Genomic DNA, 12,693 nt, shown 5'->3' with positions numbered 1-12,693 from the left:
TTAATTAAGAGCAATTTTATTATTTTTGAGTATGTCAAAAGTTTTAATTTTGGATGATGACGCAGATATCCGCAACGTTCTCAGGCTGATTTTAGAATCATCTTATGAGGTATATTCCCTAAACAACTCAGACAGTTGGCTACAGGAAATTCATGATTTCAATCCAGATGTAATCATTCTTGACATTCGGCTAGGCAACCTGGATGGTATTGCAATCTGTAAGGAATTAAAATCAAGGCCTGAAACCAGGCACATAAAGGTTATCCTAACAACAGCAGCGCTATATGACATGAAGCCACTTAAAAAAATTTCTGACGGTTTTCTTGAAAAACCTTTTGACATCGATACAGTTGTAAAATTGGTACAGCGTATTTGTGATTAAACTATCAATTCCAAATATTCAGCTATAACCATGTGTTTCTCGTGCAAATCTTTCTCAATTGCTACATACATAGTTTTTTTGACGAGAATTGTAAAACTAACGACCCCGAATTTGCTCTAGCTTCAAACTTAAAAGAGTATTTATGAAAGACAATATGTAAGTGTTTGGTTATTATTATTGTGTTCATTGAACAAAATGAACAAGATCTGAGATAGAAAATAGTCCGTTGATTCTCGAAACCAAACGCGATGAAACTACTTCTATTTTCGATTTCTCTGTTACTTCTCTCTATAACTGCTTATTCGCAAACCGGATGCAGACGTACAGCTACAGGAATAGCATATACGACACAATTGTTCGATGGCAGCTACAACTTCAGTGGACCTTCATTTGATGCATCTAAAATGTGTCTCCCTGTTAACGACAATGGTGTCCCGTGCACGATACGCATACCATTTACCGTGACAACGTATTCAGGTGTTCTTGGAAATTACAACATCCTCAATTGCAATATGGACCATGGTGATTTAATGTTCCTTGCAATAGCAATTAATGCCATATGCATGATAAAAATAGTGAAGAAAGATCGTAGCGGAAACATCCTCCTTTATGTAAGGGAAATCATAAGAAAATATGCACAGAACTTTGTTAACGAAAACTTAAAACGGTAAATTGTCAGCGAACCACTGTGGATCTATTGCATATCGCAAAAACTCGGTTCCGGTCAACTATGCATTTTTGTCTCGCAGGAAAATGATAAAAGTTACCTTCCCACCCTCCACCACACCCACCCCGCAAATACCAACCCACCTAAAACCCAATACCACCAGCTAACCCCAACCCTCGTGCTGCTGACCGCTACCTTCTTTTCCTTTACGCTTTGCTGCACCTGCTGCTTTTGCGTCACAGTAGCCGCTCCTGTTGTTTTTGTTTCTACCTTCCGATTAACCTTTTTCCAAAGCTCCATCATTTCCACCTCGCCTTTGAAACCACTATCAGGAGAATAGTACACGATGCCTTTCGGCCATATGCGCCATTGCAATTCGCTGTTGCTACTGTCATGACTCGTTATTGTCCATTGGCGCGTTGCCTTTAATTCAGTTTGACGGTTGCTATTTTCTGAATAAGAAGAATTTGCACTGTCTTTCCGTAAGGTACTGCAGGCCGCCAGACAGGCGGCCAACAGTAATAGTAAACGCTTCATGATTTGTTCCCTTTCAGCCAGTTGGCAAAATATTTAATGGTGCGGATGTGGCGGTACTTGCTATATACGCCATCACCTTCCCGGCTCCCGACAACATTGGTATTCCCTTCCACGGTAATAATCCATGAGCCACGTTGCATTTTCACGACGCCGCAATGGGCAATGCGCTTCAGGCCCGGAAAGTAAATCCCAAATACATCTGCAGGTTCAGGCTTGCTGGTATGTTTGCCTTCAGGAAACAATGCCGGACTCCAGGCCGTGCGGGGTTGCCCGCAGCCGGCTTGTCCGTATACCCAGCTTACAAATGCTGCACACCAGGGATCGCCTTTTCCGTTGCCCGTATAATACAAAAACTTCTCTACAGCCGGGCCGTCATTGCGGCCGGTGGCTTCATGCACACCCAACTGGCTTTCCGCAACCTGAAGAATCAGCTGCCGGGTGGTTTGATTACGAAATGATGGCTTTAAAACACCGCCGCCAGGCAGCCCACTGCCGATAATAAAAGCAGTGCAAAGCAGGCATAATAGAAACTTAACTGTTGCCATGATGGTAAATTTTTAAATTGTGAAACCATAAAATAAACTGAAGGTAGTGCGAATTGCTTTCGCAAATAGCTGAGCAGACCCAGCGATAACAGCAACAGGCAGAACCAGCAAATCAAACTGAAAAATGCGAGTTGCCAAATACCAGCATCTACCAATCCTACGGTAGCATCGCCAAGGCTTAATATAAATGGCAGGAGCTGCCAGGCAAGTGCCAGGACTAATAATATGATCAGGGTGTAAAACAACCGCTGAAGCTTATCCCAATATTGGAGACATAATAATAAAGTTTTCATAATGAATAAATTTTAAAGTGAAAGAAATACCGCCCGGCTAAGCCTTTTGTTGCCCTTAGCCAGAACCCCGGCTGGCCGGGCGGTAAATCAGGATAAATGATTTAGCCCCTTACAGCACCGTTAACTCGGAGATGTACATGCTATCACTGTTTAAATCGGCAGTGGTAGTAGAGCTAAAAGCCACATAAATGTGAACGGTATCCCCAACAAACACGTTGGGAAGCTGCATGGCATAAGTACCGGCAGATCGCTCTGCTACCAGCGATGCCCTCATGAATTTGGATTTTACCGGGTTGTATATCAATACACTCAAGCTATCGCTGGGCATATAGCGATCATCTTTAAGTTGAACGTCATACTCCCAGCTGATGTTCACAATACCACCCGCAGCCGGTTCTACCAGAAACTCAACCGGCAATTCCAGCGAACCTTCACTGAAACGCACCTTGGTCAGTTCAATTTCGTAATCCGGGTAAATGCCCACGATTGCGTTTTTGATGTGATAAGAAACTGCAACGTTCATCGGTGTAGACACACCTGCCGATGAGGCAAAGCCCCGGGTGATCAGGGCTGCAAACCTGCTCAGGAATGGAGTGACCAATCCAAATTTGAGCTGCACCGACAGTTGCTTTTCCGTTGGCGCTTTTCCGCTACTGCGGGGCAAGCCCCTGATTACATCTAAGCTGCGCCAATAAGCACCAACCACTGTTCCTGTTTTCTTACGGAATCCACCAAGGATCCCCTGTTTAATTACTCCCATTGTTTTATGGATTAAATGAAAAAATTTGTTAACTCGTCGTCCTGTACCTGAAGCTAACCGGTGTGTCCATGCCAGCGGCGACAGAACAAAGGAAGAGGAATAAAAAGCCCTAAAACAGTTCCTTGGGTACGGTACCTTTACCCAAAATGTGCCATAAAATAGAGATAGGGGCCATTTATTTTTATTTTCAATTAATCTGCAGGCCGTATTTTCGCTCAATAGGGTGACATTTGTTACCAGAATTTTTTTTTTTTGGAATTTCAATTGTGATATTTTAAATTTAAGTGTTGGTTCGTCACAACACCTGGCTCTGAAATGAGGGGATGTTTCATTCTTCTCCTGTATTTCAGGCACAACAGTTTTACTTTACCCTATAACTTGTTCGTATTTCGTACGTGTCTTGAACGTGTCTCGAACGTGTCTGCTACGTGTTTTTACGTTTCAGGCCAGTTCCAGGTATGGCCCGGCTATGCTATGACCCCGTACCGGTTATATGCCGTGGTCGAAGGATTATAAAACTAAAACCAAAGGAATTATGACGAAGATTAAAAAAGGAATATTAGGAGGCCTGTCAGGAAAGATAGGCCCTGTTGTTGGCGCAAACTGGAAAGGCAGTTGTTATGAATTGATCTTTTACACAATCAAATGCATACTTATGGTATAAAATTATTTAAGGGGTTAAATAGAAGAAACTCGTGGGAAAACATGTATTTATTTCAACTATTAGCATACTGCCCTGGTAAAAATTGTTTATCGTTAAATTGATCGCCATACTGCTAAACACGCCTACTTGTTTTTCAAAATCGCTTTGCTGATTTATACCGTTCACAATTTTCATAAATCTAAGTCCTTGAAACAGCAGCTTGTATCTCAGCTAGCTCCTGCAACGATAACAGTAGATATTTGGTCAACATGTAAAATCTTATATCTATTTTATATACTTCTTTCTAAGGAATTCGATATTATGGATCGATGCTTTTGAAAAGCGGAATGGTTTTGATTTATCCTTCTTTGATGCTTTATCATAGATCAGAAAAAATGAAAAGGGATCGTCCAATGACTTAATCGATTTGTTCTTCAAGTCATTTTTTTCAATATAATGAGCCATATATGTTCCAGGTACATGTCCGCCGGTATATGGTGTTCCTTTAAAGTAGTCTCTAACATTCAGACTTTTCCTGTTATTAACATCTTGAGAAAATAAACTATCCATTAATGGGAGTATCTTTTTTCCTTCATCAAAAAATTCCTGGAAATATCTTTGGGTGGGCATTAACTTGCTGGCTGTATCAGTCATATATTTTTTGTCTACCATATCTGCTGAACCTTCATTCAATACCCGGTACATTGCCATTACAATGCTATTATCATCTGGTTCAATGTCGAATGACGGCTGTGGTCTGAGCATGTGATGAAGTTCATGTCCACCCAGTGCTCCCAATCTATTTTGATCATTTTTGTAAGCGCATAATAATGTATAGATGATTAAGCCATTTTGTGCATGCGCATCATTATGAATTGGAATAATAGCAACCTTAAGATTTGGCAACTTCTTATGAGCGGTTTTAGGTAAAGCGGAATATGCATATTGGTAAGACTTATCAAAATATGATTTAGGATCAGAATCTATGCGTTTGAGATATTCTTTCATACCATCCTCATCTACTTTATATTGATTGATCATATAAGTGAGCCAATAAGAGTTTGGATCTGCTAATCGATTTTGCAGTATGGAACTGTTTTTTGGCATATAAACAATCTGCATATTTTTCCTGTACGATTCAAAGTACTGTTCATTTACGCCCTGATCAGCCATATAGTCTTTAATTGCTTTATTTGACAGAAACGATTTCCAATCCGACCGGCTTAGGGAGTCACCTTGTTTAAGTTTTGCAGTGATTTCAAAATATTGGTAGCATGTTGAGTCAACAAACGACTGAGCAAAGCCAGATTGCGAAATGGATATTATAATTGTAAATACGATAAAAAGGAAATTAATTTTAGTTGGTTTAAATCTTGCTGACATATTGTTTGCTTGTTTCGACGAATATACCGAAGACGCAGTAAATATTTCACGGAAAACAATTCTTTGAGAGAATAACCTTATGACAAAATTTTACCCAGGATTGATAGATAATTAAGTGAATCAGATGCAATTCTTTTGGTTGCCACCTCAATAAGCACTGCATTTTTTGTCTTTAAAAAAAGTGTAAATTGTTGGGTGTTTATTCAATCTTTTGTGCAATTAAGACGGACGCTAAGCCCCATCTTCTCCAGATTTTAAAAAAATATCCATTGCTGCTTCAGTAATCGCAGATGCGTTTGTTTTTCTATTAAAGAATATTACGAGAAAATTGGTTGTGAACGCGAGAGCATTAGTCACGTTATGATATGCCTTTTTTTACCACAGATTTTTGGATTATTAAAAATCAATTTATTAAATTAGCACTATCCCCATTGTTTCAGATCATCTCATGATTTACACAGCGTTTAAAAACTGTTAAATCTTTTTATCATGAGTAAAATTCTTTCAACTAGTTCGAGGCATCCGGTTACCATCTGTTATGTAGTCTATAAACATGCACCTCCTCATTAGTCTATAAATACACTGAACTATAAACCTAATAGTCTATAAATTAATACATAAACTCTTCCCATTATGAACCCAACAGGTTCAACGGTTAAACCCTTTATCAATTCGTACCATGGGTAACGAAGAACACAACATGAATGCATTTCTTAAAAAACACTGATATGAACAAAAACGCTCCATTCAACTACAAAACTTGCCTGTCGGCACTCCTGTACACCACCCGTGAAATCCAAACACAATTTTATGATTTCTGCTTATTCCTAACCTTCAAGAAAAGCCTGAAGCACTATGGCTATAATTTAAGAGAGTTGGATGAAGAGATATTGGTTCAGGACACCGATTTCTTTGCAACCGTTGAAGATCCGTTTGTGGTAAGATCATACCAATCTATGATTGTTTGTATAACATTAGCAGACGATATAGAATTGAGACACGGCATCACCACATTTGAATGCCTAAATAGTACCGAAATTGAAGAGGCATCATCACGCTATAGCCCGACCATACAGGATCACCTCATCACCAAAAGTTATGCTCAACTCCTGTTCTATTTCATCACCTTCTACGATTCCATTTTACTTAGCCTTTACTATTATGCCTGTGCGCTGAGTTTAAAAAGCTATGATATACCTATACGGATGCGCACACGTCTGGATTATTCTTTTGAAGGAAGCTACAAACACCTCGATTTGAAAAATGCCGATGTAGTAATGATATTGGAAACAATGGAAGGTTTTATTAAAGAGCAGCTAAACATCAAGGATTTGGTTGAGGAATTAAAACCTAATATTAGTTGCCCGAAGGTATAAAGGTAATCTATCAAATAGAACTCAAAACCAAGGCTCAACGCCAGGCGCTTTGAAAAGCTGTTTTACCAGCGGGCATTTTGTCCGTACTTTAAGCCTGAAGCAACGATAAAGGCTAAATTCCCTCATTGGCGAGCTACAGGTTTTAGATCCACCTCCGGCCAGGTATATATTGAACAGGTCTTCGGGATGATAAGAATTTGTTTCTAATTTAAAAAGTTGCAAACATTTTCTCGGGGCTAACTTAAGTCAATTACAGTAGTATTGATTTCACTTGTAAGTTATTTAGCATCTAAGGCTGACTAGAAAATATAGGTCGAACTTAACAATTGTCTCAAAAAACGAATGTTTTTTCCCCGGTCTTGAGAGAAATACAAAGACATTTGGATGTGTCGGTGTCCCATCCGGGTTGTTAACAAAAATTCTCATGTTACTTTCCCTACTAACGTAGTGATTGGTTTTGAGGAAAATTTCAATCGATAATTTTTCGCTGGCTACTCCATCTTTTATTTCACTTCCAAATTTGGCAGTAACTGCACTTCTTAATAAATCGAGTTCATCGGTGGTCAACATTTGGTTAGGCGCTATGGTGTATCACTAATATATTTGTTTTTGAAGACAAAATTTAAACGTAAAGATTTTTTACGTTAACTATTGCCCTGAAGTTTATGAGTAAGGACTCAAATTTCTTAGACGGCTACTCATTCGCTTATGGAGGAGCTGATTGATAGCCAGTAAAAACTTAGTAAATCTGATAGGTTTAGAAAGAAAATGGTCTGCCTCTACCTGAAAGGCTTGCAGCGCATGTTCGGGATGACCGGTTACAAAAATAATGAACCGGACATGCTCACGAATGAGTCTTGCAACATCCAAACCAGACATTTGCATATTAATATCAAGAAAGAGAAAGTCAATATTTTTGAATTTTTCCATCTTTCGCAGCGCCTCCATAGGATTTAGGTAAGATTTTATCAATTGCAACTTTGGAACCAGTGAGATATGCTCTTTTATCACTTCAATTCCGTTTGAATCATCATCAATGATGATACAGCTATATTGTTTTGTTGATTTTTTCATTCATAAAAGATTTAAACATTGTGGATCAACATGGGTACTCGAATGCGCTCAAAACGGATACGAAGCAGATGTTTGTTGAAATGGTGTCGTACAACAAATTGTTAAATCTAAAGGAAATCAATCTAACGTTGTTTTCCCAATGTATTCCTACCCTACAGTGTTATAAACGTAGAATTTTATCTTACGGTTTTTATGAAATTTGCCGCGGCAAATTTGCAACTATAGCCTTTAAGTAGGTATCGTATGAACTGCATATTTGTTTTACCACACTTGTTTAAATTTTGGTTTAGGGATTTCTAAATGCTCCCTCAAAGTTTCTCCCTCATATTCGGTCTTAAAAATGTCGCGCTGCTGAAGAATGGGAACTACAAGATCCACAAAATTTTTCAGCCCATGAGGGTGATCCTGCCTTACCAGTAACATATCCATCGCCCCTGACTCATACCACAGCTGCACCTGATTTGCAACTCTTTCTGCTGAGCCAAAAAAGAGTGGTGCAGGTATACTATTTCGAGGGTGAAATGCCAAGAGCTCTTTATATTTTGCTATTGCCTCCTCATCTGTCCTACCTACAATAGGGTTTTGACTGGTGATTACTACAAAATCTTCTGGCCTACGGCCTTTTTGGATTAATTTTGTTCTGATGCCTTGTGCAACCTGAACTGTATCTTCCATCGTCTGCCCATAGATAAATGCTCCATCGGTAAAGCTTGAAGCATGATCCATAAAGGTCGCAGATGAACCGGCGGTGTAAAGAACTGGCCTACCCTGCACCGACCGGCTTATATTCAATGGCCCCTCTACGGAAAAATACTTCCCTTTGTAATTGATGGTGTGCATTTTCCTGGGATTTAAGTAAATGCCGTGCTCTTTATTCCTTAGAAAGGCATCATCTTCATAAGTGTCCCAAAGGCCGATCAGGATTTCCATAAATTCCCTGTTCATTGGATATTGATCAGCTTTTGTCAAATGTCCACGGCTAAAATTTACCATTCCTCCAGGATTAGACGTCACTGCATTCACAGAAGCCCTGCCCTTACTGATTTTATCAAGTGACAAAACCTGCCTGGCTACATTATAAGGATCTGTATAGGAGGTTGCAATAGTAGCCGATAACCCAATCCTTTCTGTTTTCATGCTAAGGGCCGACATAATGGTCATGCCCTCGAACATGCTCAGGTAATGCGGTATATTGCCTGGACCTATATGACTAACATCGACTAGAAACAGGGTATCAAACTTGGCAGCCTCAGCGAGCTGAGCTTGCTGAACGTAAAAATCTATATTCTCACTGGCATCCGAAGGCATATCCGGATGCTGCCACCCCACAAAGTTCCAGCCTAGACCATCAATGTTAGCAGCAAGTTTTAGTTTTTTTCTTTGTGCCATCAGTCAACGATTTGATTATTAGCAGCTTCAATATTTATCTCGTTCATCACTTCCGAAAAAAGCTTGACAGACTTTATGCGTTCTTCAAAAGAATGTGTTGGCGTAACAATAATGAGCTCATCGACTCCAGTTTCATTTAAGAATAACCTTATTTTTTCTTTAACTGTATTCTTACTCCCAACAAATGAATATTTTAGCATTTGAGACACCGCAGGATGTTTTAGCATGCTTCTGAATTCATCGGTCATTGGTGTTGGTGGCTGCAAAGCTGTACTGGTTCCGGTTAGCACGCCAACGAACATCGCAATCAGGGTTGTAAATAATTTCTCTGCTTGTTCATCTGTATCTGCGACAAATACATTAATCCCTGCTATTGTATAAGGCCTTTGCAAAAACTTTGATGGCTGAAATTCGTTACGGTAAATATCCAGGGCATTGAGCAGGTGCGTAGAGGCAAAGTGGCTGGCAAAAGCATAAGGCAAGCCTTTCTCTGCTGCTAAATGTGCACTATCAGTACTTGACCCTAATATATACATAGGAACATCGGTGCCCTCTGCGATAGCTGCCCTTACTTTGGAACTTTTATTCTCAGTTGAAAAATACTGTTGTATCTTTTTAATCTCATTTGGAAAGGTATGAGCAGCCTGCATAAAATCAGCCCGGATAGCTTGAGCGGTAGTCGTATCTGTCCCCGGTGCCCTTCCCAGGCCCATATCAATGCGGCCAGGATACAAGTGCGCCAGCGTACCAAATTGCTCAGCAATCACCAATGGAGAGTGGTTTGGAAGCATAATGCCTCCTGAACCAACTCTGATTTTTTCAGTATTATCTGCAATATAGCCAATCAAAAGTGATGGCGCATTGCTACCAACATGTTCTGAATTGTGATGCTCGGCGAACCAAATTCGCTCATAGCCGAATTCCTCTGCCTTTTGAGCGAGAGCAAGTGAATCATTGAGCGTTTGCTTGATTGTACCGCCCTCGGGAACAAGCACTAATTCTAAGATCGAATAAGCGATATTTTCTTTTTTCATATTGTATGCATGCTGTATATAATATTTTCGTTGTAAATTATATTTAAACGTTATTTATTTGCTTTTACCCATCTCATGTAAACGATTACCGGCTAAAATTTCTTCATACGTAGCCAGGCCTGTTTTTTTCTCAGGTTATCCATGATGAAGTCCCTGATGGCTGGGGCTTTTCCTTTTTCGGCGTCGGCAAGGGCCTGTTTAAGGTCGGATTCATTCAATTCGGTACAATAGGCCGGTGTGCCAGGTTGCTGTCTCCAAGATTCTGCCAAACTCCCGCCATCAACGGTATCAAAACCTGTGATGTCGACAAGTTCGGTAACTACTTTTTTATGTTCGGGGTTATCACCGGCTATAGAAATCGCAACTCTTGATTCGGCGCCGGCTGCTTTGCCTTTGTATTTCAAGGTGCCCTCAAGCATATTATTGAATACCTTTACAAGCGGTCGATTCAATATTTTAGAGATATATTCACTTTCTGTGATTTGCTCAAGTTCCGGAATATTACCGTCTCTGAAAGGATAATAGTTTGATGTATCCATTACCACTACATTCTGTGGCACCTCTTTCAATAAGTCTTGCGGAAGCTCTTTATAAGCATTGAAAGGCATGGAAAAGATAATGGCATCTACATCCTGTACCACACCGTAAATAGTTGCGGCGCTTGCACCAACACTTGCAGCTATTTTTTCGAGTTCAGCCATTGATCTTGTATTGGTCACTTTAACATGATGACCTGCATGAGAAAACTTTTCAGCTAAAATACTCCCTATAGCACCTGTACCAATAATTCCTATTTTCATATTTTTAATCTTTATTATTTGAATGATGATTTAAATTTTTATCGATGAAATGTAACCGTATTTGAAATTGAGTCTCTTCCCATTTTAAATGAGTTTCCCGGCGCATCCGGGTCAGCATATCCAAAGGAAATTCCAAAGAGCATTTTCAATTCACTGGGCACATTCAATATTTCCCTAATCGTCCCGGCGAAGAAACCGAGCGAGGTTTGGGTTGATTAACGATTGGAGTTAGACACGCTAACCTAATCTGCCTATTTTTGATTTGCAGATTCGATAAGCAGTGCCTTATTTTCAGTCAGATACTCGCGCACCGTTTTTGCCGGTCTGCCCAGGATATAAGGAATATCATTCTGAACCATCGACATATATGACATTCTTCCATCCAGCATCTGTTTAACAAATTCGATATTTGCACCTGCATACCAGCTATCTGCACCATTTGCTATCCAGGCTGCGATAAGTTCTTTGAATTCTTCAAGTCCCTTTTCTTCATATTTAATTTCAAGTCCGGTAACCTCACTCATGAGCTGAGCAATTTCTTTGCCGTTGAAACTTTCCACACTCAGCCAATAATTTTTTCCGGCATGACGTCCCGGCCCGTCTATCAGTACTTTTGCGGCTATCGCAGCGATATCGCTTGAAGCGATATAGCCTACCCTGCGGTCCTGCCAATAAGTGGTATAAGTTAAGTTCTTTGGTAGGTAAGCTCCTGTAATAGCCTCCATGAACATATTTGGGTGGAGGTGCGTCCAGGCAATACCGCTGGCCTCAATGTATTTTTCAATCATTTGATGCCACGCAAAGTGGGCATCGGTAGTATCCCATTCAGCAAATACCCCAACATGAACGATATGGCTGACACCCGCTTTAACTGCAGCATCTACCAGAGTTTTGCTCTGCGTAAGCATACCAACAGTATAACCTGTCAAGAGAAAAACCCTGTCAATGCCGGCCAGCGCAAAAGCAAAAGTTGTTGGATCATCTAAATCGAGAAATCTGCAATCATTCCCTTTCGCGGTTAACTGCTCCACTTCATCTGTTTTACGTGAAGTAATCCGGATATTAACGCCTGGATCCTTCAGTTCGTTTACCACCTGTTTTCCTATCGTACCGCTTGAACCCAATACGAGTATTGTAGAATTTTGATTATTTTCCATTTGTATATAATTCATGCAGGCGTTTACTACTGCCCATTTACTAATCGTTTCTGTTATGATTTTTGATTTGTGCCAATGTCCTTATTAAGAAAATCATTTTGCAGTTCAGCCATTTTTTGGTAAAGACGCTTAAATGATATATTTCCTACTGTTCCATTCGGCAAATATTCGATTATGTATCCCTCAGCCAATTGATCGGCTTTTTGAAGTAAATCAAATATTAATGGAGTGAAAATGGAAGATTCAGCTGAATTCGCATTGTTCGTCCGTTCGGTAATGAGTACTGCAATTTCCCGGTTATTGTCTTGAAATTCTTGTCTAAGCAGTTCCAGATTTCCTATCCGTTCCAGGTAGGATAGCGAGTGGACAACCCTGAAATATGTTTTAAATTGGGCCATCTTGAGCTTTAAGACCGTTTCGAGTATTTCAGGCAAACTTATTCTCCTCACAAGTTTTCTTCCTATTTCATCATATAAATCCTGATTAATGGATCTTATAATCGTAAGAATTAATACGCCCTTATCCTCAAAAAATTTTCACAGGTAGGGTGTCGAGATGGACAACCGCTCTGCAATATCCTTCATAGTAGTCTTTTGGGGGCCATAGTGGCTAATTAGCTGCTTTGCGACATCAAGAATCTGCGTTTCGTCCAT

The 12,693-nt window shown here is 40.0% G+C and carries 15 protein-coding genes; 3 read left to right on the top strand and 12 right to left on the bottom strand.

The window, feature by feature from the left end; all coding sequences use genetic code 11:
* Nucleotides 1-31 precede the first annotated feature (31 nt).
* Complete coding sequence (locus R2Q80_RS00430) at nt 32-382, top strand: response regulator (RefSeq protein ID WP_316797692.1); 351 nt, start codon at nt 32-34, stop codon at nt 380-382.
* 248 nt (nt 383-630) lie between these two features.
* Nucleotides 631-1,053 carry a hypothetical protein gene (locus R2Q80_RS00425; RefSeq protein ID WP_316797691.1) on the top strand — a complete coding sequence of 141 codons (423 nt, stop codon included), beginning with the start codon at nt 631-633 and terminating at the stop codon, nt 1,051-1,053.
* Between the two features lie 92 nt (nt 1,054-1,145).
* Here the strand turns inward: R2Q80_RS00425 and R2Q80_RS00420 are convergent, their stop codons facing one another.
* From R2Q80_RS00420 to R2Q80_RS00400, 5 genes are all read right to left on the bottom strand, one after another.
* Complete coding sequence (locus R2Q80_RS00420) at nt 1,146-1,586, bottom strand: hypothetical protein (RefSeq protein ID WP_316797690.1); 441 nt, start codon at nt 1,584-1,586, stop codon at nt 1,146-1,148.
* Nucleotides 1,583-2,131, bottom strand: a complete 549-nt coding sequence (locus tag R2Q80_RS00415; RefSeq protein WP_316797689.1) for a peptidoglycan-binding protein — start codon at nt 2,129-2,131, stop codon at nt 1,583-1,585. The genes R2Q80_RS00420 and R2Q80_RS00415 overlap by 4 nt, the downstream gene beginning before the upstream one ends.
* The gene (locus R2Q80_RS00410; RefSeq protein ID WP_316797688.1) at nt 2,050-2,424 is read right to left on the bottom strand and encodes a hypothetical protein; all 375 of its coding nucleotides are present in this window, start codon (nt 2,422-2,424) and stop codon (nt 2,050-2,052) included. Before R2Q80_RS00410 ends, R2Q80_RS00415 begins: the two co-directional genes overlap by 82 nt.
* 109 nt (nt 2,425-2,533) lie before the next feature.
* Nucleotides 2,534-3,184 carry a DUF6266 family protein gene (locus R2Q80_RS00405; protein WP_316797687.1) on the bottom strand — a complete coding sequence of 217 codons (651 nt, stop codon included), beginning with the start codon at nt 3,182-3,184 and terminating at the stop codon, nt 2,534-2,536.
* A 928-nt stretch (nt 3,185-4,112) separates the two neighbouring features.
* Entirely contained in the window at nt 4,113-5,210 is a 1,098-nt protein-coding gene (locus tag R2Q80_RS00400; protein ID WP_316797686.1) for a DUF5700 domain-containing putative Zn-dependent protease, read from the bottom strand.
* Between the two features lie 728 nt (nt 5,211-5,938).
* Between R2Q80_RS00400 and R2Q80_RS00395 the strand changes: the two genes are divergently transcribed.
* Complete coding sequence (locus R2Q80_RS00395) at nt 5,939-6,586, top strand: hypothetical protein (protein WP_316797685.1); 648 nt, start codon at nt 5,939-5,941, stop codon at nt 6,584-6,586.
* 663 nt (nt 6,587-7,249) lie between these two features.
* Here the strand turns inward: R2Q80_RS00395 and R2Q80_RS00390 are convergent.
* The 7 genes from R2Q80_RS00390 to R2Q80_RS21900 form a co-directional block, all read right to left on the bottom strand.
* Nucleotides 7,250-7,660, bottom strand: a complete 411-nt coding sequence (locus R2Q80_RS00390) for a LytR/AlgR family response regulator transcription factor (RefSeq protein WP_316797684.1) — start codon at nt 7,658-7,660, stop codon at nt 7,250-7,252.
* 261 nt (nt 7,661-7,921) lie between these two features.
* The gene (locus R2Q80_RS00385) at nt 7,922-9,049 is read right to left on the bottom strand and encodes an NtaA/DmoA family FMN-dependent monooxygenase (protein WP_316797683.1); all 1,128 of its coding nucleotides are present in this window, start codon (nt 9,047-9,049) and stop codon (nt 7,922-7,924) included.
* Complete coding sequence (locus R2Q80_RS00380; protein ID WP_316797682.1) at nt 9,049-10,083, bottom strand: LLM class flavin-dependent oxidoreductase; 1,035 nt, start codon at nt 10,081-10,083, stop codon at nt 9,049-9,051. Before R2Q80_RS00380 ends, R2Q80_RS00385 begins: the two co-directional genes overlap by 1 nt.
* Nucleotides 10,084-10,175: 92 nt before the next feature.
* Complete coding sequence (locus R2Q80_RS00375) at nt 10,176-10,892, bottom strand: NADPH-dependent F420 reductase (RefSeq protein WP_316798523.1); 717 nt, start codon at nt 10,890-10,892, stop codon at nt 10,176-10,178.
* A gap of 242 nt (nt 10,893-11,134) precedes the next feature.
* Nucleotides 11,135-12,040, bottom strand: a complete 906-nt coding sequence (locus tag R2Q80_RS00370) for an NmrA family NAD(P)-binding protein (RefSeq protein WP_316797681.1) — start codon at nt 12,038-12,040, stop codon at nt 11,135-11,137.
* A 53-nt stretch (nt 12,041-12,093) separates the two neighbouring features.
* A complete protein-coding gene (locus tag R2Q80_RS00365; RefSeq protein ID WP_316797680.1) occupies nt 12,094-12,438 on the bottom strand; it encodes a hypothetical protein in 345 nt (114 codons plus the stop codon).
* A 138-nt stretch (nt 12,439-12,576) separates the two neighbouring features.
* The gene (locus R2Q80_RS21900) at nt 12,577-12,693 is read right to left on the bottom strand and encodes a helix-turn-helix domain-containing protein (protein WP_410478724.1); all 117 of its coding nucleotides are present in this window, start codon (nt 12,691-12,693) and stop codon (nt 12,577-12,579) included.

This window comes from Pedobacter frigidisoli (assembly GCF_032678525.1).
GTDB classification, from domain to species: Bacteria; Bacteroidota; Bacteroidia; order Sphingobacteriales; family Sphingobacteriaceae; genus Pedobacter; species Pedobacter frigidisoli_A.
Note: the sequence above shows the minus strand (reverse complement) of the source record. Positions and strands in the feature narration are given on the sequence as shown.